Source organism: Serratia proteamaculans, assembly GCF_013337185.1.
Lineage (GTDB): Bacteria > Pseudomonadota > Gammaproteobacteria > Enterobacterales > Enterobacteriaceae > Serratia > Serratia proteamaculans_D.
The window spans coordinates 316,800-337,724 of the sequence record NZ_SWDE01000001.1; the positions used below are offsets into that span (position 1 = coordinate 316,800).

19 protein-coding genes are annotated in these 20,925 nt (G+C 54.5%); 6 read left to right on the forward strand and 13 right to left on the reverse strand.

What is annotated here, in order from left to right; genetic code table 11:
• The first annotated feature begins 7 nt into the window (after nucleotides 1–7).
• On the forward strand, nucleotides 8–1,402 hold the full coding sequence (gene pntB, locus FCL49_RS01555) for a Re/Si-specific NAD(P)(+) transhydrogenase subunit beta (RefSeq protein WP_174352124.1): 1,395 nt from the start codon (nucleotides 8–10) through the stop codon (nucleotides 1,400–1,402).
• Between the two features lie 52 nt (nucleotides 1,403–1,454).
• On the opposite strand, the gene uspE is transcribed toward pntB, so the two are convergent.
• From uspE to FCL49_RS01620, 13 genes are all read right to left on the reverse strand, one after another.
• The gene (gene uspE / locus FCL49_RS01560) at nucleotides 1,455–2,417 is read right to left on the reverse strand and encodes a universal stress protein UspE (protein WP_099062933.1); all 963 of its coding nucleotides are present in this window, start codon (nucleotides 2,415–2,417) and stop codon (nucleotides 1,455–1,457) included.
• Between the two features lie 126 nt (nucleotides 2,418–2,543).
• Nucleotides 2,544–3,308: an FNR family transcription factor gene (locus tag FCL49_RS01565; RefSeq protein WP_174352125.1), complete on the reverse strand. Its 765-nt coding sequence runs from the start codon at nucleotides 3,306–3,308 to the stop codon at nucleotides 2,544–2,546.
• 226 nt (nucleotides 3,309–3,534) lie between these two features.
• On the reverse strand, nucleotides 3,535–4,059 hold the full coding sequence (gene ogt, locus FCL49_RS01570) for a methylated-DNA--[protein]-cysteine S-methyltransferase (RefSeq protein WP_174352126.1): 525 nt from the start codon (nucleotides 4,057–4,059) through the stop codon (nucleotides 3,535–3,537).
• Between the two features lie 259 nt (nucleotides 4,060–4,318).
• Nucleotides 4,319–4,630 carry a hypothetical protein gene (locus FCL49_RS01575; RefSeq protein ID WP_174352127.1) on the reverse strand — a complete coding sequence of 104 codons (312 nt, stop codon included), beginning with the start codon at nucleotides 4,628–4,630 and terminating at the stop codon, nucleotides 4,319–4,321.
• A gap of 323 nt (nucleotides 4,631–4,953) precedes the next feature.
• Nucleotides 4,954–5,808, reverse strand: a complete 855-nt coding sequence (locus tag FCL49_RS01580) for a tagatose bisphosphate family class II aldolase (protein WP_017892969.1) — start codon at nucleotides 5,806–5,808, stop codon at nucleotides 4,954–4,956.
• Nucleotides 5,809–5,817: 9 nt separating this feature from the next.
• On the reverse strand, nucleotides 5,818–6,984 hold the full coding sequence (locus FCL49_RS01585) for an SIS domain-containing protein (RefSeq protein WP_174352128.1): 1,167 nt from the start codon (nucleotides 6,982–6,984) through the stop codon (nucleotides 5,818–5,820).
• 24 nt (nucleotides 6,985–7,008) lie between these two features.
• Entirely contained in the window at nucleotides 7,009–7,779 is a 771-nt protein-coding gene (agaR, locus tag FCL49_RS01590) for a transcriptional repressor AgaR (protein WP_174352129.1), read from the reverse strand.
• Nucleotides 7,780–8,111: 332 nt separating this feature from the next.
• Nucleotides 8,112–9,020 carry an ROK family protein gene (locus FCL49_RS01595; RefSeq protein ID WP_174353430.1) on the reverse strand — a complete coding sequence of 303 codons (909 nt, stop codon included), beginning with the start codon at nucleotides 9,018–9,020 and terminating at the stop codon, nucleotides 8,112–8,114.
• A 19-nt stretch (nucleotides 9,021–9,039) separates the two neighbouring features.
• The gene (locus FCL49_RS01600; protein ID WP_174352130.1) at nucleotides 9,040–10,323 is read right to left on the reverse strand and encodes a Gfo/Idh/MocA family protein; all 1,284 of its coding nucleotides are present in this window, start codon (nucleotides 10,321–10,323) and stop codon (nucleotides 9,040–9,042) included.
• 19 nt (nucleotides 10,324–10,342) lie between these two features.
• A complete protein-coding gene (locus FCL49_RS01605) occupies nucleotides 10,343–11,455 on the reverse strand; it encodes an ABC transporter ATP-binding protein (RefSeq protein ID WP_174352131.1) in 1,113 nt (370 codons plus the stop codon).
• Nucleotides 11,456–11,477: 22 nt separating this feature from the next.
• Entirely contained in the window at nucleotides 11,478–12,296 is an 819-nt protein-coding gene (locus tag FCL49_RS01610) for a carbohydrate ABC transporter permease (RefSeq protein WP_174352132.1), read from the reverse strand.
• A 12-nt stretch (nucleotides 12,297–12,308) separates the two neighbouring features.
• The gene (locus FCL49_RS01615; RefSeq protein ID WP_174352133.1) at nucleotides 12,309–13,247 is read right to left on the reverse strand and encodes a carbohydrate ABC transporter permease; all 939 of its coding nucleotides are present in this window, start codon (nucleotides 13,245–13,247) and stop codon (nucleotides 12,309–12,311) included.
• Nucleotides 13,248–13,328: 81 nt separating this feature from the next.
• The gene (locus FCL49_RS01620) at nucleotides 13,329–14,582 is read right to left on the reverse strand and encodes an ABC transporter substrate-binding protein (protein ID WP_174352134.1); all 1,254 of its coding nucleotides are present in this window, start codon (nucleotides 14,580–14,582) and stop codon (nucleotides 13,329–13,331) included.
• Between the two features lie 465 nt (nucleotides 14,583–15,047).
• Between FCL49_RS01620 and FCL49_RS01625 the strand changes: the two genes are divergently transcribed.
• The 5 genes from FCL49_RS01625 to FCL49_RS01645 all read left to right on the forward strand — a co-directional run bounded on the left by FCL49_RS01625 (nucleotide 15,048) and on the right by FCL49_RS01645 (nucleotide 20,923).
• Nucleotides 15,048–16,718: a DUF4091 domain-containing protein gene (locus tag FCL49_RS01625; protein ID WP_174352135.1), complete on the forward strand. Its 1,671-nt coding sequence runs from the start codon at nucleotides 15,048–15,050 to the stop codon at nucleotides 16,716–16,718.
• A 159-nt stretch (nucleotides 16,719–16,877) separates the two neighbouring features.
• Complete coding sequence (gene olsF / locus FCL49_RS01630; protein ID WP_174352136.1) at nucleotides 16,878–18,599, forward strand: ornithine lipid synthase OlsF; 1,722 nt, start codon at nucleotides 16,878–16,880, stop codon at nucleotides 18,597–18,599.
• Between the two features lie 99 nt (nucleotides 18,600–18,698).
• On the forward strand, nucleotides 18,699–19,481 hold the full coding sequence (locus FCL49_RS01635) for an N-formylglutamate amidohydrolase (RefSeq protein ID WP_174352137.1): 783 nt from the start codon (nucleotides 18,699–18,701) through the stop codon (nucleotides 19,479–19,481).
• Between the two features lie 74 nt (nucleotides 19,482–19,555).
• The gene (locus FCL49_RS01640; RefSeq protein WP_174352138.1) at nucleotides 19,556–20,269 is read left to right on the forward strand and encodes a flagellar brake protein; all 714 of its coding nucleotides are present in this window, start codon (nucleotides 19,556–19,558) and stop codon (nucleotides 20,267–20,269) included.
• Nucleotides 20,270–20,470: 201 nt separating this feature from the next.
• A complete protein-coding gene (locus tag FCL49_RS01645) occupies nucleotides 20,471–20,923 on the forward strand; it encodes a DcrB-related protein (RefSeq protein WP_174352139.1) in 453 nt (150 codons plus the stop codon).
• Nucleotides 20,924–20,925 lie beyond the last annotated feature (2 nt).

Sequence of the window (20,925 nt, forward strand, 5' to 3'; positions counted from 1 at the left end):
GTAGCATATGTCTGGAGGATTAGTTACAGCTGCATACATTGTTGCCGCTATCCTGTTCATTTGTAGTCTGGCCGGCCTGTCGCGCCATGAAACGTCCAAACGGGGCAACCTGTTTGGCGTTGCCGGGATGGCGATTGCGCTGATTGCCACCATCCTCGGGCCTGATTCCGGCAACGTGGGCTGGATCATCATCGCGATGATTATCGGGGGCTCCATCGGGGTTTACCTGGCGAAAAAGGTCGAAATGACCGAAATGCCAGAACTGGTGGCGGTGCTGCACAGCTTTGTTGGCCTGGCGGCGGTTCTGGTGGGGTTAAACAGCTACCTGGATCACGGCGCGCCAATGGAGCCGGTGATGGAGAATATCCATCTGACCGAAGTGTTCCTCGGCATCTTTATCGGTGCGGTCACCTTCACCGGTTCGATTGTTGCGTTCGGCAAGCTGCGTGGCATCATCTCCTCCAAACCGCTGGCACTGCCAAATCGGCACAAAATGAACCTGGCGGCCCTGGTGGTCTCCTTCCTGCTGCTGGTGGTGTTTATTCGCGCCGACAGCGTGGGTTGGCAGGCCGTGGCGCTGGTGCTGATGACCGTTATCGCACTGGCGTTTGGTTGGCATCTGGTGGCTTCCATCGGGGGTGCCGACATGCCGGTAGTGGTGTCGATGCTCAACTCTTACTCGGGTTGGGCAGCAGCGGCAGCGGGCTTTATGTTAAGCAACGATTTGCTGATCGTGACCGGTGCGTTGGTGGGTTCTTCGGGGGCCATCCTGTCTTACATCATGTGTAAGGCGATGAACCGTTCGTTTATCAGCGTGATCGCCGGCGGCTTCGGTACCGATGGCTCTTCGACCGGTAATGCGGAAGAAATGGGCGAGTATCGCGAAACCACCGCGGAAGAAGTTGCCGAGCAGTTGAAGAACTCCACTTCGGTGATCATCACCCCAGGCTATGGCATGGCGGTAGCGCAGGCGCAGTATCCGGTGGCGGAAATCACCGAGAAACTGCGGGCACGCGGCATCAAGGTGCGTTTCGGCATTCATCCGGTTGCCGGGCGTTTACCGGGCCACATGAACGTGTTGCTTGCCGAAGCCAAGGTGCCATATGACGTGGTGCTGGAGATGGACGAAATCAATGACGATTTTGCGGATACCGACACCGTGCTGGTGATCGGCGCCAACGATACGGTGAACCCGGCCGCACTGGAAGATCCGCGCAGCCCAATCGCCGGTATGCCAGTGTTGGAAGTGTGGAAAGCGCAGAACGTGATTGCCTTTAAGCGCTCGATGAACACCGGCTATGCCGGCGTGCAGAACCCGCTGTTCTTTAAAGAGAACACCCAGATGCTGTTTGGCGATGCCAAAGAGAGTGTGGAAGCGATACTGCGTGCGCTGCAGGCGTAACGCCAACAAATAAAAACGGGCCAATAAGGCCCGTTTTTTTATGCGTCAAACATCAATCCTCGTCGTCATGCTCATCGTCTTCGTCGGCTTCGATCGGGCAATTGAAGTTTTCCGGCTTAATCACCAGCAGGTCACATTTCAGATGGTCGATCACATGTTCTGCCGTGTTGCCGATAAACGCTGCCGAAATGCCGGTACGACCGAGCGTGCCCAATACCACCACACCCGCCTGCAGGTGCTCGGCCAAATCGGGGATCACCTCTTCCGGCAGGCCTTTTTCAACGTGGGTAAATTCTTCTTTAATGCAGAATTTCTGCCTTAACGCCTTCATGGCGATCAGGTGCTGCCCGCGAATGGCGTCGTTGTAGACACTAGGGTCAAAGTCTGGCAGTTCGATAGCAATATTGATGGGGGTAACGGGGTAGGCGCCGACCAGGTGAACTTCGGTTTGGTTGACGTTTTGCGCCAGTTCAACGGTTTCCTGTACCAGCTTGATGTTCAATGGGTCATGGTAGGGTTCTTCGCTGGCCAGATTGACCGCCACCACCGCTTTGCTGCCTTCCTGCCAGGGTTGGTCCTTGACCATCCACACCGGGCAAGGGCATTTTCGTAACAGATGCCAGTCGGTTGGGGTGAAAATAACGGATTCCAGCCGGTCGTGTTGATGCGCCATTTTAAGTAGCAGATCGTGTTTGCCGGCGATCACTTCCTGAATAATCGCTTCATAAGGGCGGTTATGCCAGACCACTTTGATTTCAATAGGAACGCCTTCGTCGAGGTAAAAACGGCATTGCTCGTTGATCCATGCGGCACGTTGGCTGATAACACCTTGTCGCATCGCCGTCCTTTCGTCCGGGGAAAGCAAGGTCGTCATCTCGTAAGAGAAGTCGTAAATAGGCAGGAAGGCCTTAATGCGCCCGCCATTTCGTTTAATCAGGTACACCGCCCGGCGCAGCGCCGGCTGGTCATCCTGGTTGGGGTCAATAGCCACCAGAAGATTCTGATACTTCGCCATAGGGCCTCCTTACAGCTGAAAATCAACAGTCTGTCAATTTACAGAGTAACCCAACATTGAAAAACAGAACAGCAGCAGAGATGAGCCGGGTCAATAATTCTGTTGAATTACTAACCCAGCTTGGGATCAGGCGTTTACGGTCACGTTAATGCGTGGCGTACCGGCCAGCATCGACAGGGCGTCGACGTTTTCGATAGTGATATATTTGCCTTTGACGCTGAGGATTTCGCTTTTCTGGAAGCGGCCCAGCAGACGGCTGATGGTTTCTACCGTCAGGCCAAGGTAGTTGCCGATATCGCCACGGGTCATGGTCAGGCGGAACTCACGTGGTGAGAAACCGCGTTCCGCAAAGCGGCGCGACAGGTTATAGACGAAAGCGGCCAGGCGCTCCTCGGCATTTTTCTTCGACAACAGCAGGATCATGTCCTGATCGCCTTTGATCTCGCCGCTCATCAGACGCATGATTTGCTGGCGCAGGTTAGGCATTTTACCGGACAGGTCATCCAGGGTTTCGAACGGGATCTCGCAAACCATGGAGGTTTCCAGCGCCTGGGCGAAACTTGGATGCTTCAGGCCGCCAATGGCGTCAAAACCGACCAGATCGCCCGCCAGGTGAAAACCGGTGATCTGCTCATCACCTTGCTCGGTAATGGTATAACTTTTGATGGTCCCGGAGCGGATAGCGTACAGCGATTTCAGCTCGTCGCCGGCCTTGAACAGGGTCTGGCCCTTCTGGATAGGCTTTTTCCTTTCGATAATGTTGTCGAGCTGGTCCAGCTCATGAGCATTAAGAGTAAAAGGAATACACAGCTGGCTGATACTGCAATCCTGACAATGGATCGCACAACCACCAGACTGGATACGACGAATCACGCGTTTTTCCGGGATCATAGATTACGCTCATTCAATAATTGATATGCGTCAATTTTAACATCTTTTCCGGCAGGTGATAAGGGTAGCATTAATAACAACGGGGGCATTCTGTGCGAAATTTGTGCAATCATACCGCCGATTGTTCTGTAGCTGATTGAAATGTTTTGATTTCTTTACCACTTACATCAATACGTAACGCTTACCGCAGCCGGGGTATCTTTGCGATGCCCCGGCTGGTAGGGGATTAAAGCAGTTCGTTCTGTAAATACCCTTCATGTTTCAACAGCCACTGTTTGCGCTGGACGCCACCGGCATAGCCGGTCAATGCGCCTTGCGAGCCAATCACCCGGTGGCAGGGCACCACGATGCTGATGGGGTTGGAGCCGTTGGCCATACCCACAGCTCGTGATGCCGTTGGGCGACCGATGCGTTTCGCTAATTCGCCATAGGTAATGATCTCCCCACAGGGGATCTGGCGCAGTTGCTGCCACACGCTACGCTGGAATTCGGTACCGGCGGTCATCACCGGCAATTGATTAATGACATCCAGCTCACCTGAAAAATAGCGCTGCATGGCATCGGTCAGACCGCCAGGGTTGGATTTGTCTACCAGTTGGAAGCGATCGGCACGGTAGTGGGTATTCAGCAGCTTCATCAGACGCGCTTCATGCTCTGTCCAGTCAATGGCGCGTAACCGGTCCTGCTCATCGGCAATCAGCACCAGTTCACCCACTGGCGTCGCCATACGGTCAATAAAAAAAGTTTGCATGTGAACACTCCTCTCGTTTGATGAGCGGATTATTACATGAAATGCGTGTGAACGATGGCGGATTCCGGACATGAAGATGAGCAACCTGAGGTTGCCCATACTGTGAGCATGAATGTGGTGTGTCGCTTTATGCCTCAAATGTATAAAATAAATTTATAAATCTTCAATAAATTTATTTAATTGAGTCAAAATTAATACTAAACAAATACCGCAGGTGACTAATAAAAGTAACCTGGGTTATTAATAAAGATAACGCAGGTTATTTATAGCTTATTGTGACGTTCTTTAGATTTTCGTTATTATTAATCATTTCAGTTGTCACGCTGGAAACCAGTTCTGGTGGCATATTTTTTAATGATGTGGTGACAAGAGCATTGCTGTGTGCCGAATTTACGCCATAACAATTGGAAATGATCCCTTCATTCTGGTGTTTGATAGTGCAGGCTGGCGCTGTGATTTCGCCGGTAAAACGGATGGTACCAGAAGCTACACGGCCGCTGGGGCTTTGTGCTGCCTGCAGGGTCGCGGGGAGAAGGGCCAGGAGTACCAAAGCTATGCGAGAATAGTTCATTATTAATTCCTTTTTAAAATGAAGTGATAAAATAAGTGTTTCCAATTAAATAAAGTTCAACAGATATGCCAGGCGTTATCCGTAAACAAAAACTTCCGAATCTCCGTCTTAAATGGTTTATATACTATTCTTAATTCTTATCGCCGATAGATTTGATAATAGGGAGGGAGGTGGGAAAAACTATGATTTAGATCATGGTGAAGGTGGCTTAATGATTAGCAGGCGAATGTAGCGGATGTACTGTGAGCTACGTCACGTTAAAAAGAGGGTTGTGGCCGCAGTTGAGTCTAAAACGGCGGCCAAATCTGGTGCTTTATCCTGAGTTACAGCATGCCACTGCTGCCACAGATGCGAATTTTCTCGGCTACCACCTCTTTCATCGCCAGTTTTCCGGGCACGATATACTTGCGCGGGTCGTTAGCGTCCGGGTGCTGGGAGAAATAGCTTTTTACCGCATCGGCAAAGGCGATTTTCAGTTCGGTAGCTACGTTGACCTTGCAGACACCCAGTGAAATGGCGCGTTTGACCATGGCTTCAGGAATGCCGGAAGCGCCGTGCAGTACCAGCGGGATATCGACCTGTTCGCGGATCAGCGCCAGACGATCAAAATCCAGTTTGGGTTCGCCGTGATACAGTCCGTGGGCGGAGCCAATCGCCACCGCCAGTGAATCGATGCCGGTCGCGGTAACAAATTCGCGTGCGGCGGCCGGGTCGGTAAAGAAGCTGTCGGTAGAATCGACAATCAGGTCATCCTCCTGGCCACCGAGCCGGCCCAGCTCTGCCTCCACGCTGGCACCGTAGCGGTGACACAGCGCCACAGCCTCGGCCACCTTGGCAATATTTTGCGCGAATGGCAGGTGTGAGCCGTCGATCATCACCGAGCGGATACCGCTTTTGACTTTATATTCGATGTCATCCATTTCTTCGTGGTGGTCCAGGTGCAGCGCCAATGGCAGATCGTAACGATGGGCGGCTGCCTGGCAGATACCGATCAAATAGTCGGTACCGGCATAGCTAAAGGTGCCGGGCGTGCCGGCCATAATCACCGGTGAGCCCAGTTCGGCGGCGGTTTCTGCCACCACCTGTACGGTTTCCAGATTATGGACGTTGAACGCCGGCACGGCATAACCCTGGCGCTGTGCTTTTAGCAGCATTTCGCGATTGGATATCAGGTACATAGAGATTCCTTACGCCACAGAAGACGGGTAACGGTAAATGGTGACGCCTTTCACCACCCGGTTAACTTCACCGGTCGGGCACGGATTATCCGGCGTCAGGCCAAGTGCCAGCGAACTTTCAAATGCCAGCATCTGGGTGAATAACAGGTAAGGGAACAGCAACCAGACGTCATCTTCGGCGTGGTGCAGGTTCAGCATTTGTTCACACAGCGGTTGGGTGCTGCCGGCCAAGCCGATCATCTGCATTGCCAGGCCGTCACGTTGCAGCTCGTTCCACAGATCGCGATCGTACTGACGGGCATAGTCGCCGCTGGAGAACATCAGCAGTACCAGCGTTTGGTTGTCGACCATAAATTTTGGCCCATGACGCAGGCCGAGCGGCGAGTCGTAGCGGGTGACAATCTGCCCGGCCGTCAGCTCCAGCATCTTCAGCGAAGCCTCTTCCGCCAGCCCGGTAAAACAGCTGCCGCCCAGCGTGATATACCGCCGGAAACCGCTGGCAGCCAACGCCTTCACCTGAGGTTGCAGGCTGTCACGCAGTTCATGGCAGCGCGCTACCATTGCCGTCAGTGGCCGCTGGGCCTCGGCAAGGGAATAGGGGCCGAGCAACAACGCGGCGGACAGCATCATGCAACTGAAGCTGGAGGTCATGGCGAAGCTTTGATCGTTGGATCCCAGCGGCATCACCAGCGAACAGACGTTATCGCGCTGATGGGCGTATTGCGCCAACTGACTGTCCGGGTTGCATACCAGCATCAGGTGATAGCTTTCCGGCAGCAATTGATCGGCCAGTTCCACCGTTGCCACGCTTTCCGGGCTGTTGCCGGAGCGAGCGAAAGACACCAGCAGCGTAGGGCGAGTCAGGTCGAGATATTGGTGCGGGTTGGCGACAATATCGGTGGTGCCGTAGGCCACTACGTCACGGCCGGTTTTCTCGCGTAGCCAGGGTGCCAATGCACGGCCGGCGAAGGCGGAGCTGCCTGCGCCGCACAGTATAATCTGCAGGCGCGGGTTAGCCAGCAATGGGGCCAGGAAAGGCTGCCACAGCGTTTGTTGCTCCTGCAATTGCCGGTGCAGGGCGGCCCATAAGTCCGGCTGCTGCCAGATCTCACGTGCGGTATGCAGCGCATGTCGTTGTTCCAGCCAGCCCGCATCGTAAGCAAAATAACCGTTCATGTTGAAACTCCTTAAAAACCTCGGTTAACGGTCGGCGATAAGCACGTCGACCCCTAAATGGTTCAGCGCATGCAGGTAGCTTTCCGGGATGCGACTGTCGGTGACCAAACGCTGGATTTGGCCGATTTCACGGATCATGCAAAAGCTGGTGCGCCCGAACTTGCTGGCGTCCGCCACTGCGATCACTTCACGCGCTACGTCGCACATGGCGCGATTGAGTTGTGCTTCACCGGGATCCGGCGTGGTGATACCGCTTTGCAAATCAAAACCGTCGACGCCAAGAAACAGCTTGTCGAAACGGAACTGACGCATGTGTTGCTCAGCGGCCGGGCCATACAGTGACCAGGATTTGCGTCGTACGCTGCCGCCGACCACCATCAGATCAACCTGTTCGTTATTGGCCAGTTCGAAAGCGATATTCAACGCATTGGTCATCACCACCAGATCCTTTTTACCGACCAGTTGCTGCGCCATTTGGCTGGTGGTCGAGCCGGAGTCGAGAATGATGGCATCGCCGTCGTTGACCAGTCCCGCAGCCGCGCAGGCAATGGCGTATTTCACGTCGCGATTGAGACGTCCCTTGTCCTGTAACGGGCGATCGAAGGCGAACTGTTTATTGAGCATCGCGCCGCCATAGGCACGGACCGCACAGCCGCTTTTCTCCAGTTGGCGCAGGTCGCTGCGGATAGTGACGCTGGAAACCGAAAACTGGGCGCTGAGTTGCTCGACGCGCACTGAGCCTTCGCGACAAAGCTGGTCGATAATTAATTCCCGTCGTTTTAGGGTATTGATCATTAACGCGTGACTCCTGATTTAGCTGTAGCCATACCCGGCCGCGGCGCTATGCGTCGCAGTTAATCTGGCAGGAGTGCTTTCAGTTGTTCGTGGCGAATTACAGCAAACGAAACAGTGAAATGCAATCGGTTATTTTATAAAAATCCATATGTATCAGTTGTTTATATTTAAAATGCCTTTCGGTTGCCCCTCAATCGAAAGGCGTTGGGGAATAAAGTGAAAAGCCGTAATCCGTTATTTATCAGGCGACAACTTGCCGCCTGGGTTAATTTGTCAAAAGCAGGATGAAAGCTGCGCCACTGATTTTTTCCTGGTGGTCTTTTCACTATTTTTTATTGCCAGCTTTGGCGTAATAACGCAGCTCCTCGTACACCGCTGCTGTCGCCGTGAACCGGCGGGTAGATTGCCGCCGGTTCGGTACCGGGCAACAGCCAATGGCTCATGGCCGGGGGCAGCAGTGAATACAGCTCGCCAACGTTGGACAGCCCGCCACCCAGCACGAAAGCATCAACATCCAGCAACAGTTGCAGGCTGGCCAGTGCGCTGGCCAGAATATCGACGTACATGGACATCAGTCGCCGCGCCAGCGGGTCGCCCTGTCGATAACTGGCGATCAACGCCGGTACGTGGTCGGCGTGATGACCGAAATGGCGGCTTAATGCCAGCAGACCGCTGCCGGAAACATAGCGTTCAAAGCAGCCAGTCAGCCCGCAATTACAGGTGAATAACGGCAAGTCGTAGCGCTGCGCCAACTGGGCGGAGATCGGCGTGTGGCCCCATTCTCCGGCCAGCCCATTGCGGCCCTTATGCAACTGCTTGTTCATCACCAGGCCGCCGCCGGCCCCGGTGCCGATAATGGCGCCGAACACCAGCGCCAGATGCTCGGTTTGCGGCGTACTGGCCTCGGAAAGGGCAAAGCAGCGGCAGTCGTTTTCAATTTCAACCGGTCGCGCCAACTCTTGTGCCAAATCGTCTGCCAGGCAATGTCCGGTCAGGCAGGGGACGTTAACCGCCAGTTGCCGGCGGCTGCGTGGATCCGTCACGCCCGGTAAACCGATGCCGATACTGCCCTGGGTGTGCAGTTGGCTGTCGGCACTGTTGACCAATTGATGGATGCAGGACAAAAACTCGCGATAATCGCCGGTGGGAGTCGTGACTCGCTGGCACAGGACCTGCCTGAGCTGCCGGTCGTAGGCCGCCATCTCGATCTTGGTGCCACCGATATCGAAACCGTAGCGCATCTGTGATATTTCCACGTTTTCAGGCTCCGCTCAGGGTGATCACCGCAGATTCGCGGCGTGCGCGTTCCGCCGCAAATACCATCAGGTGGCTTTCCAGCGTTTCTGCCGGTCCGGACAGCACCTGTGAAGGATCGTTGGTGCGAATGGCGTCGATGAAATGCTGCATAAGGTAGTAATCGCCACCGCCATGACCGGACATGGCGTGCAGATCTTCGGCCTCATCGACGTCGTAGACCTTTTCACTGTCGTCGACGAATGAGGTAATGCGGATGTAGCGTCCGTCTCCCTCGAGACAGCCATGGCTGCCAAAAATACGGGTCTGGCGATCTTCCAGCCGGGTAAAGGCGGTCATGGTGAAGGAGGCGGTGCGGCCACCGGCAAATTGCATGTTGACCACCTGATGATCGACCACGTTATTGTCGCAGCGATAGACGCAGCGGCCATATTGACCGTCACGCAGCGCCGCCTGCAGATGCTGCTGACTGACTTCTGGAGTTAACACCCGCAGGAAACCCGGTGTCGCCTTGTGGTTGTCGCCCAGGTAGATGCGTTTGGCAGAGTAGGGGCAACTGGCTTCCACCGCGCAGTCCAGGCAGTTATCCGCGGCCCCGGCCGGTTGGTTTTCCTGGCGAAAATGGCGCAGGCCGCCGAATGAGCTGATCTGCTCGCAGGGCAACTCCATGATGTAGCGGATCCAGTCGATATCGTGACAGGACTTCTGCAGCAGCATAAAAGCGGCTTCGCCGTCGTTACGCCAGTTACCACGCACGAAGGAGTGGGCCTGGTGCCAGTAGCCCACCGGTTCCAGATGCTGCAGGCTGACGATGTCGCCAACCACGTTATCGCGCAGCAGCTGTTTCAGCTTTTGGGTGTAGCGCGTATAGCGCAGTACGTGGCCGACAGAGAAAATCAGCTTCTGGCGCACCACTTCCTCGACGATGGTGCGGCATTCACTGGCGTCCGGCGACAGCGGTTTTTCCAGCAGCATGGCATAACCCTGTTTGGCGAAGGCCAGTGCCGGTTCGAGGTGCAGAGTATCCTGGGTGCAGATCAGCACGGCATCGGCCAATTTTCCTGCGTCGGCGGCCTGCCGCCAGTCGGTGAACACCTTATCCGCCGCGATGGCATGTTGTTCGACAAATTGCTGACGGTAGACATCACGCGGTTCGGCCACGGCCACCACCTGCATTAAATCCGGGTGTGCCAACGCGTAGCGCGAATAAATTTCTCCACGCGCCCCGGCACCAATCACCAGAACCCGAACCGGACGACCGGCAAAACCATTTTGTTGAGCTGACGACATTGCACATTCTCCGATCTAATTATTTGAGGTTTTGGCCGCTGATCTGGTCGAACAGGTGAGCGCGGGACAGGTCGAAAGCCAGGTGGATCTGTTCCCCCAGGCGTGGCTCCCAGTCAGGCTGCGACGCCATGCGCAAAACAAAGCGCAGTCCGGCCAGTTCGCAGTGCAACAACTCTTCATTGCCCATGCGTTCGATGGTGACAATCTTTGCCGGGAAGCAATTACTGCTGCCGGGCGCGCACAGCCGCAGAGACTCCGGGCGAATGCCAAGGCAAACGCGTGGGTGCGGGTAATTTTCCAACTGCCCTTGCAGCGTCGCCGGCAGTTCGAGCGGATGTTCGTCGCCAATGCGCAGCCCGATACCCTGCGCGCTGCGGGTAATCGCCATATCGTGCAGGTTCATCGACGGGCTGCCGATAAACTCGGCGACAAAGCGGTTGGCCGGTTGGTGGTAGAGATTGATCGGTTTATCCACCTGCATAATGGCCCCCCGGTTCATCACGCAGATGCGATCGCCCATGGTCATGGCCTCCACCTGGTCGTGGGTGACGTAGACCATGGTGGCGGCAGCACCTTCCTGCTTGAGTTGATTATGCAGTTCGATCAGTTGAACGCGCATCGAGACCCGCAGCTTGGCATCAAGGTTGGACAGCGGTTCATCGAACAAAAACACCTTGGGTTTGCGCACAATGGCGCGGCCGACCGCTACACGCTGGCACTGGCCGCCGGATAGCTGGCCCGGCTTGCGCTGCAGCAGGTTGGTGATTTCCAGTTTTTCGGCCGCATCCCGCACCCGGCGGTCAATTTCGGCTTTGCTTTCCTTGCCGATCAGGCCAAACGCCATGTTTTTGTAGACCGTCATGTGCGGATACAGCGCATAGTTCTGGAACACCATGGCGATACCGCGATCTTTCGGCATGGTGTCGTTGACGCAGCGATCGTGGATTAATATCTGGCCTTCGCTGACGCTCTCCAGCCCGGCGATCATCCGCAGCAGGGTGGATTTGGCGCAGCCGGATGGCCCGACAAACACCATAAATTCGCCGTCTTTAATATCCAGATCGATCCCGTGCAACGCATTGAACCCGTTGGGATAAACCTTCTTCACACTGTTTAACTGTATACCGGCCATATTATTTACCTTGTGTACGCGGTTAGCCTTTTACCCCAGCGCTGGCGATGCCCTGGATGAAGTAGCGTTGGAAAAGAATGAACAGCATCAGCATCGGGATCACCGCCATCAGTGCACCGGCCATCAGCAGCGGATATTCCACCCCGGCACGGCTCGACAGCGATGCCAGCCCGACCGGCAGCGTCAGTTTCTCGGTGGTGGTGTTGACGATCAGCGGCCACATCAGGTTATTCCAGCTCCACAGGCCGTTGATGATGATGCAGGCGATAATGCCGGGACGGATCAGCGGCAGCATGATGCGCCAGAAGATAGCGAAGTAGCTGTAGCCGTCAATCAGCGCCGCTTCTTCCATCTCTTTTGGCACCGCCAGGAAGAACTGGCGCAGCAGGAAGGTGGCGTAAATACTGAAAATCCCCGGCAGTACCAGCCCGGTGATGCTGTTCACCAACCCCAGTTTCTGCACCACCAAAAATTGCGGGATCAAAAAGGCCTGTCCAGGCACCATCAGGATCGAGATACACACCAGGAACACCGCATCCCGGCCGCGAAAGTGCAAGCGCGAGAAGCCATAGGCGGCCATGGTGGCGACCACCATTTGCAGCGTGACGGTGAAAAAGGTCGCCAGCAGCGAGTTCAGATAAAAGTCGGTGAACGGAATTTCATGCATGATCTTGCCGTAGGCCTGCAGGCTGGGGTGGGTCGGCAGCAGCGTCAGCGGGATCTGGATACTTTCAGCCTGGGTTTTCAGCGAGGTCACCAGCATCCAGATAAAAGGTACCACCGAGGCCAGCGCCGCCAACACCATAAACAGATACACCAGCGTTCTTTTACTTATGCTCATCGTCGTGGCTCCTCAGCTGACTTTCAGGCGTTTGCCAATCATCATTTGAATCAGGGTGATCAGCAGGGTGACGGCGAACAGCACCACGGTGATGGCGGAGGCGTAACCTTTCTCCTGCAGGTAAAAGGCATACTTGTAGAACAGGTTGGTGACGGTCATCACGTCACTTTCCACCAAGGCGCGGTCGAACATCAGGAACACTACGTCGAATATTTGCAGGATCTCGATAAAGCTCATCACCGAAACGAAGAACAGCGTTGGCACCATCATCGGCAGGGTGATGCAAAAGAAGCGGCGCAGGGTGCTGATACCGTCAATGTCGGCGGCCTCATACAGTTGACGTGGAATGCTTTGTAACCCGGCCAGCAAAATGATGATCTTCAACGCCAGCGACGACCAGATAATGATGATGGAAACGCTGATGCGCACTACGTCCGGATCGGACAGCCAGGCCACCGGCGAAATCCCCAGCAGGCCAATCGCCTGGTTGATCAGACCGAAATCCTTGTTGAACAGCCATTGCCAGACCATCGCCACTGCGGCAGGCATGGTGACGGCCGGCAAGAACAGCAGGGTGCGCAGCACTGCCTTGCCACGGATGTTCTGGTTCAGGCCAATCGCCAGCAGCAGCGACAGGCTCAGGCTGATGGGTACGCACACCACCACGTAGAACAGGGTGTTTCCGGCGGCGGTGTAAAAGTCGTCGTCTTCAAACAGATTGACGTAGTTATCGACGCTGAGGGTGCTCCAGCGCATAAACTGGTTAAGATCGGTAAAGCTGTAAAAGATGTTCTGTAAAAAGGGGACCAGATAAAACACCGTCAAGCCAATCAACAGCGGTAAAATCATTACCCAGCCCCAGAAACGCTCGGCGCGCTCCAGGCGGCTGAGTGCCGGGCGTGGGACACTTTTTTGTTGTAGGGGGACCCTGGTTGTTTCTGCCAGCGACATGTTGCCTTTCCTCACCGGTAACTGCTCTGCGGTATTCCGCAGCCGGTGCGCCTTCGGGCAGGCGCTACCGGCTCGGGGTGATTACTGCTCCATCACGCGTTCGATCTTCTTGACCGATTTGTCCATCTCGGCTTTGGCATCCGCGCCCATAAAGATTTTCTTCAGGCTGGCAATCCACATGTTTTGCCATTTCGGCGTATTGGTACCGGCCGTAGGGTAGGCTTCGGTCACGTTGAGGGTGTCAATATAAGGCGTGACATCGACTTTTTTGATCTCCGCCGCCCAGGCTTTAGCCGCCAGTTTGTTGGCCGGGATCACCGCTTTTGCCAGCTCGGTTTGCGAGGCTTCGGAGCTCATAAACTCGATGTATTTCCAGGCTTCCTGCTTGTGGGCGCTGTTGGCGGACATGGCAAAGGCCAGGCTGTGTGCCACGCCGGACTGGCGCTCGATTTTCGGCATCATGACCACGCCGATATGGTCGTTGATCAGCGGATTGTTGGCGAAGGGGGCGGCCAACCATGAACCGGCATACACCATCGCCGCGCGGTTGGACTGGAAGATGTTTTCGGTTTTGACTTCGCTCATCTGTTGGGCGCTGGGCATCAAGCCATCTTTCATCATGGCTTGCAGTTGTTGATAGACCCAGATGGATTTATCGTTAGCAATGTCGGTGGGTTGGCCGTCTTTCGGGACTATGTGGTTGCCGTTCTGGAACAGCAGGTTCATATAGCTGTCCTGACCGTCAATGCTCAGATCCATCACCAATGGGAAGGCACTGCCTTTCAAGCCGGTTTTCAGCGCAGTGGCTTTGTTTTTCAGGTCATCCCAGCTCCAGTCGTTGGTCGGGTAGCTGACGCCGGCCTGGTCGAACAGTTTTTTGTTGTACCACACGGCGATCGAGTCAACGTCGCGGGGGATGGCCATTTGCTGTCCATCATACTGATAGGCTTTAACCGAACTGGCGACGATATTATTTAATTGCACGCTGCTGCCGGTAATATATGGCGTTAAGGGTTGCATGATGCCATTTTTGGCGTATTGAACAAAATAAGGCATGTTTATCCAGAATATATCTGGTGCGACGCCACCCGCAGCAGCGGAATCCAATTTAACGAAGTATTGTGCCGATGGGGTTAATTCTATGGCGATTTTAATGTTAGGGTTTTCTTTTTCAAATCGCTTGGCAATCTCCTGCTCGGCAGGTAATTGATTTCTGTCCCATACGGCGTAACGCAAAGTTATTTGATCGGCGGCATATAACATGGTCGGCAATAATAATGCAACCGCAATGGCAGAGTGCGCCAGAAGACGGCCGGTATTTTTTATCGGTGACATTGCTTTCCCCTCGGTGAACGACGAATAAATATTTTCGTAACGTGAATTCTTTCTATCCCTTAACTTTCAATGTGTCAATACGCCCCGATCTGCCCAAAAAAGGGGCAGGAATGTTTCGTTGTTGTTAAAATCGAAAGGGTTGAAGCCTAAACTGAAAGCGTTACCCGTTCACAATCTGTTAACCTTTTGGGCCGGTTTTGGCCCTGCCATGCAGCAATTCCGGGCTGCTGGGGGCATAGGAATAAATGATAACCCTTGCACCATAATGGGGATTAAAAACATTTTTATTGTGCATGCCGGGTTATCTTTCATTTTTGTGATGCAAATAAACAAAAAAATCGTATAGGGCAGCCTTTGTCACGGCGTATTGCCGATTTTTGAATGGACTCTATTGTTTGCAGCGATAAAAGGGTTTAGCCTGAAAATCACTCGTCGGTATTTCCCAATAAAAGAGAGCTCACCGTTATGCGCCTTTCATTGACCTTTACCCATTGCCTGGAAAAGATATTCCACAGCCATAATTCACCGCAGATTGCACAGATAAATAAACTCAGTAGTCTTAATAATGAAACTGTTTCATGGCAGGGGATTTATTGCCTGCAACGGCGCGGGAACGAAACGCGCCGTGAATTAGGCTATCGTATTGAGGGGCCATTGGCGGAGTATATCAGCGTGCGTCAGGTGCAATCAGTACCCAGCCACTTCCCCTGTTATGCCGAGACCGACGAGAACTATCTGCGCACCGAACCGGGGTTATTTCCCGATCCGCTGATGCCCCTGGTCGATGAGCGTTTCTTTGCCGCCTGCAATTATTACGGCAGCCTGTGGTTGACCTTAACCCCACCGGCAATACCAGTGGCGGGCGGGGACTATCCACTTGAGCTGACGCTGTTTGATGTGACCAGCGAGGAAGTGCTGGCCAGTGCTACATTGACGCTGCATATCGTCCCGGCCGCGCTGCCACCGCAAACCCTGCTGCACACCGAATGGCTGCATTCCGACTGTCTGGCGGATTATTACCAGCTGGCGGTGTTCAGCCCGGAATACTGGCTGGCGGTACGCAACTTTGTCCGTACTGCGGTTAACGGTGGGGTAAACATGTTGCTGACGCCGATATTCACGCCGCCGCTGGATACCGCCATCGGCGGCGAGCGTACCACCGTACAACTGGTGGGCGTACAGCGGTCAGCGCAGGGTTACCGGTTTGATTTCCAACGTCTGGCGCAATGGGTGGCAATGGCGCAGGAAGAGGGCATTGAACATTTTGAGATAGCGCCGCTGTTTACCCAGTGGGGGGCGGCACACGCACCGAAAATCATGGTGGAAATAGACGGCACGCTGAGTCCGCTGTTCGGCTGGCATACCGACGCCCACGGCGAAGAGTATCAACAGTTTCTACAGGCACTGTTGCCTGCATTGACCGACTGGTTTCGCGAGCGACAGCTGCAACAGCGGGTGTGGTTCCATATCTCTGACGAGCCGACGTTGGACAATATCGGCGTTTACCAGCGTGCCAGCGCTACCTTGCGCCCGCTGTTGGCCGGGTTTCGTACTTTTGATGCGCTATCTGATTATGCATTTTACCAACAGGGACTGGTGGAAACGCCGGTGGCTGCCACCGATCATATCGAGCCTTTTATTGAGAACCAGGTGCCCGGCCTGTGGGCCTATTACTGCTGTGTACAAAAAACCGAGGTGGCCAACCGCTTCTTTGCCCAGCCTTCTGCGCGCAACCGCATTTTGGGGATCCAATTATACCGCTACAACATCACCGGTTTTTTGCATTGGGGCTTCAATTTTTATAACAGCGGCCATTCGCGGGAGCGACTCAACCCCTACGCGGTGACGGATTGCCGCAATGCCTTTCCCTCCGGCGATGCCTTCGTGGTTTACCCCGGTGAGAAGCTGATGCCGGTGGAGTCACTGCGGTTGCGGGTACTGCACCAGGGCCTGCAGGACATGCGTGCCTTACAGTTGCTGGAAAGCCTGACTGACCGCGCGACGGTGGAGGCTTTGATTGAACAACAGTTGGGGATGGACATCACTTTTAAACGTTATCCGCATCAGGCGGAGCCGCTGTTGCGGTTGCGGGAAGTGGTGAATCAGCGCATCGAAACCTTAATTTCGGTGGCATAAAATGCGGCTTTGGTGGCGACAGGCCTCTCTTCGCCACCAAGTTTTCAATAATTTGCTATACCTGATAGTTGAGGGATTTCATTTTTCTGTCATGTTTCTGACATGTTAGGGTCATAGCGCTGGCTTAAGTTTGCAGCGACTAAGCCAGGAGATAACGCGATGTTTAGCTTGGACTCTCTGTTGCATGATGCATTTCCACACCGCAAGACCCCTGCCTGGCAGCGTAGCCTGCTGAGAACTTTACTCTTCGAAAAAGAATTCAAACAGTTTGCCGCCGACTATCCGCACCTGAAGGGGCTGGATTTGATTGAGCAGGTGGTGGATTACTTTAACCTCAGCTGTGAGTTGGTCGATGGTGACCTGGAAAATATTCCGAGCCAGGGGCCGGTGGTGCTGGTCGCCAACCACCCGATTGGCTCGCTGGACGGTCTGGTGCTGCTGCGTGCCGTGGCGGCAGTGCGCCCGGATGTCAAAGTGGTCGCCAGCCAACTATTGACCTACATAGAGCCGCTGCGCAACCTGTTTGTGCCGGTGGACAACGTCGGCAACAAGACCAACCGCAAGCAAATTGAAGGCATGCAGGCCCAGTTGGACAAGCAGGGCGCTCTGATCCTGTTTCCTGCCGGAGAGGTGTCGCGCATGAGCCCGAAAGGCATTCGTGACGGCCACTGGCATACCGGCTTCCTGCGTCTGGCGGCCAAGGCCCGGGCGCCCATTGTGCCGATCCACATTAGCGCGCGTAACAGCAACCTGTTCTATTTCACCTCGCTGGTTTACCGACCGCTCTCCACACTCTTATTGGTACGTGAAATGTTCCAGCAGCAGGGTGGACGTATCAAAATCCGCGTGGGCGGCCGTATTCCGTTTACCAACTGGCACGATGGCCACACCAGCGCCAAAGATTTGGCCGAGCGTTTCCGCCGTCACGTTTACCGTCTGGGCCAGGGCAAAGAAGGATTGTTTGCCAGTGAGTCACCGATTGCCTTGCCAGAGGACCGGTTGGAATTGAAGAAGGCGCTGGCAAACTGTGAGCGTCTTGGGGTGACGCCGGACGGGAAAATTATCTTCCTGTATCGCCGTCAGGGTGAGGCGCGAGCGCCTATCCTGCGTGAGCTCGGTCGGCTGCGTGAGATTGCTTTCCGCGCGGTGGGTGAAGGTTCCGGTCGCCGTCGTGATTTGGACAGCTATGACGACGACTATTACCACCTGGTGCTGTGGGATGCGGATGAGCTGGAGATTGTTGGCGCTTACCGCTTTATTCCTACGGCCGAACAGTTGGAACAGAAGGGCCTGGAGAGCATCTACAGCAACAGCCTGTTCCACTATGACCGCGATATGGCACCGATTCTGGCGCAAGGCATCGAACTGGGACGCAGCTTTATTCAGCCGGCCTATTGGGGCAAACGCGGTCTGGATTACCTGTGGCTGGGGATTGGCGCTTACCTGGCAAAATATCCGCAGTATCGCTATCTGTTTGGTCCGGTTTCCATTTCCGGCGGCATGCCGGTGACGGCGCGTGACCTGTTGATTGCCTTCTACCGACTGTACTTCTCGCCTAATCATGCGTTGGCGCAGTCGCGTCAGCCTTATCCTGCCTCGTTACCGCAGGTATTGGCGCAGTTTGCCGGCGATAACTATCAGGAAGATTTGGTCAGGTTGAAAAGCCTGCTGAGCAACATCGGCTGTTCAATCCCTACGTTGTATAAACAATATACCGAGTTGTGTGAGCCCGGCGGGGTGCAGTTTATTGATTTCGGTACCGATCCGGCCTTCAACAACTGTATTGACGGCCTGGTGCTGGTCGATCTTTCCCGGCTTAAACCGGCGCGGTTCCAGCGTTATATTGCGGTGCATCAGCCACAGGATGCCTGTATAGAATGATTGGCGTGGCCTTCATGCCTTTTTGATCTAACCTGAAGCTTGGCAACGGTGGTGGGGTATGGCCTAAGATAAGGCTTTGTTCCACCGCCGGAGTTTTTCATGCCACAGTCGTTTGTCTCGCCTTTGTTATCCGCCGAAGATCCCGCTGCCGTGGCGATTGAAACGCCCAGGGGTGCCGCACCCTTTCTATTACTCTGCGATCACGCCGGCCAGGCGATACCCCAGCAGTTGGGCGATCTCGGCCTGCCGCCTGGAGAAATTGACCGTCATATCGGCTGGGACATTGGCGCATTAAATGTTTCACGCCATCTTGGCCGCCAGTTGGACAGTACGTTGATTCATCAGCGTTACTCACGGTTAGTGATTGATTGTAACCGCACGCCGGGTATCGCCAGCTCTATCCCGCCGCTGTCGGAATTGACACCGATTCCCGGCAATATCGGTATTGATGGGAATCATGCGCAGGCGCGTGAGCACGCTATTTTCAGGCCTTATCATCAGGCGATAACCGACCATCTGGATGAACGGCAGCGTAGCGGATTGCCTACGGTGATTATCGCCATGCACAGCTTCACGCCGGTGTTTAAAGGTAACGAACGGCCGTGGCAGGTGGGGTTGCTGTTTAACCGTCAGCCGGAGTTTGCCTTGCTGCTGGCAGAACTGCTGCGGGAAGAAGGGGATTTGCAGGTCGGCGTCAATGAGCCTTATGCCATGACCGACGCCACCGATTACACTCTGCCGGTGCATGCGGAACGCCGCCAGCTGCCTTACGTTGGCATTGAGATCCGTCAGGATTTAATCGCCGACCAACAGGGGCAGCAAGCCTGGGCAAAACGCTTCGCCAGGCTGCTGCCACAGGCCTGGCATCGCTGGCAAATTTGACTTTAGGAATATTCCCAGTGATGATAACTGTAAGGAACGTGTAAAGCGTCATTGGGAAGAGTCAGGAGCGACGAGTGGAGCAGAATGATAACGGATTGTTTATCAAGCAGGAGCGTTTCGAAGTACTGGCGATACTGCGTGAAATTTGTAAACAGCGCACGCCACTGAAGGTGGTCAATGATCAGCAGCAGTTTCAAAGTGTGCTATTGAGCGTCGGACCGGATAACATTGTGTTCAGCGGCGATGAGGCGGACACGACGGTCGACGGCGAATGTACCATTGTGATTGAAAGTCATGACGCGAAGATCGAGTTCTCCGTAGGTCAGGCCGAGTTTACCGACCATCAAGGGGTTAACGCCTGTTCAACCCGATTGCCGAAAGAACTGGTTTACATCCAGCGTCGTCGTCAATTTCGTGTCACCACTCCCCACTGGCGTGAGTTTCTCTGCAGCGGCGAATATGCCGATGGCAGTGAGTACCAGTTGAGGATCCACGACCTGTCCGCCGGTGGCGTTGGTTTGCGAGTTGACGGCCCACTGCCGGAAAACCTCCAGCCCGGTTTTCAGTTTAAAAAGGCCATGTTGGATCTCGGCAGCTACGGCAGCTTCAAGGTTAATATGGAACTGGTGGTGATCAACGAAGATCACGAACTCGATGAAGACGACAACATGGTGCACTTCTCGCGCCTGTCGTGCCGTTTTATGAAGCTGGGCCTGGCAATGGAAAGAAAAATTCAGAGCGCGGTGTTTGCTTTCGAATTGGATTTCAATAAAAAGAAAAAACGCTGATAAGCGGCGTTGCGTTTACCATCTCCTTTCATTAAACGCAGTATCCAGAGGGGTTCCGATGCCCAGACTCGGTCTGGCATGGTGCGGAACCTCATCCTCTCCCCCTCTATTAATGTTAATCGTGCCGATTAATATTGAATTTTCATTTGTCCTTTTGTTATGCGATGCTTAAGACTTCGTTAAGCAAAAGGACTCTGCGTGATGCCTGATTATTCCCGTTGTACCTTTACCGAAGGCAGCGTTGCTCTGCCGGAAGGTTACAGCGATCGCACCGTCAACGTGCTGTTGGCCGGTGATGATATCTCCCCCTCTCTGAATATTTCCCGTGATGCATTGCAACCTGATGAAACCCTGAACGGTTACATTACGCGTCAGCTTGAAACCCTGTCCCTCAGCCTGAAAGGCTGGGTGCTGAAGGGGCGGGAGCCTGTGACTTTAGGTCGCAATGGCTTGCCTGGAGAGTCTGTGCATGCCAGCTATCTGCGTGATGGCAAACGTATCTGGCAACGACAGGCGGTGTTCGCGCTGACGGATGGGCGCGTACTGGTATTTACCCTTGCGCAACCCCGTAAACTGGCTCCTCAAGATGAAACCTTATTGCTCCAGGTTTTGGAGAGCTATCAGCAGACACCGGACGTAAGCGGTCAGCCATAAGG

Excerpts from the sequence above, each read along its gene's own strand:
- FCL49_RS01635 (WP_174352137.1), top strand. The coding sequence starts at position 18,699 with ATGCCACAGTCGTTTGTCTCGCCTTTGTTATCCGCCGAAGATCCCGCT.
- olsF (WP_174352136.1), top strand. The coding sequence starts at position 16,878 with ATGTTTAGCTTGGACTCTCTGTTGCATGATGCATTTCCACACCGCAAG.
- FCL49_RS01610 (WP_174352132.1), bottom strand. The coding sequence starts at position 12,296 with ATGAGCATAAGTAAAAGAACGCTGGTGTATCTGTTTATGGTGTTGGCG.
- FCL49_RS01615 (WP_174352133.1), bottom strand. The coding sequence starts at position 13,247 with ATGTCGCTGGCAGAAACAACCAGGGTCCCCCTACAACAAAAAAGTGTC.
- ogt (WP_174352126.1), bottom strand. The coding sequence starts at position 4,059 with ATGCAAACTTTTTTTATTGACCGTATGGCGACGCCAGTGGGTGAACTG.
- FCL49_RS01575 (WP_174352127.1), bottom strand. The coding sequence starts at position 4,630 with ATGAACTATTCTCGCATAGCTTTGGTACTCCTGGCCCTTCTCCCCGCG.
- FCL49_RS01645 (WP_174352139.1), top strand. The coding sequence starts at position 20,471 with ATGCCTGATTATTCCCGTTGTACCTTTACCGAAGGCAGCGTTGCTCTG.
- FCL49_RS01620 (WP_174352134.1), bottom strand. The coding sequence starts at position 14,582 with ATGTCACCGATAAAAAATACCGGCCGTCTTCTGGCGCACTCTGCCATT.
- FCL49_RS01600 (WP_174352130.1), bottom strand. The coding sequence starts at position 10,323 with ATGTCGTCAGCTCAACAAAATGGTTTTGCCGGTCGTCCGGTTCGGGTT.
- FCL49_RS01595 (WP_174353430.1), bottom strand. The coding sequence starts at position 9,020 with ATGCGCTACGGTTTCGATATCGGTGGCACCAAGATCGAGATGGCGGCC.
- FCL49_RS01585 (WP_174352128.1), bottom strand. The coding sequence starts at position 6,984 with ATGAACGGTTATTTTGCTTACGATGCGGGCTGGCTGGAACAACGACAT.
- pntB (WP_174352124.1), top strand. The coding sequence starts at position 8 with ATGTCTGGAGGATTAGTTACAGCTGCATACATTGTTGCCGCTATCCTG.
- FCL49_RS01625 (WP_174352135.1), top strand. The coding sequence starts at position 15,048 with ATGCGCCTTTCATTGACCTTTACCCATTGCCTGGAAAAGATATTCCAC.
- FCL49_RS01605 (WP_174352131.1), bottom strand. The coding sequence starts at position 11,455 with ATGGCCGGTATACAGTTAAACAGTGTGAAGAAGGTTTATCCCAACGGG.
- FCL49_RS01580 (WP_017892969.1), bottom strand. The coding sequence starts at position 5,808 with ATGTACCTGATATCCAATCGCGAAATGCTGCTAAAAGCACAGCGCCAG.
- FCL49_RS01565 (WP_174352125.1), bottom strand. The coding sequence starts at position 3,308 with ATGATCCCGGAAAAACGCGTGATTCGTCGTATCCAGTCTGGTGGTTGT.
- uspE (WP_099062933.1), bottom strand. The coding sequence starts at position 2,417 with ATGGCGAAGTATCAGAATCTTCTGGTGGCTATTGACCCCAACCAGGAT.
- agaR (WP_174352129.1), bottom strand. The coding sequence starts at position 7,779 with ATGATCAATACCCTAAAACGACGGGAATTAATTATCGACCAGCTTTGT.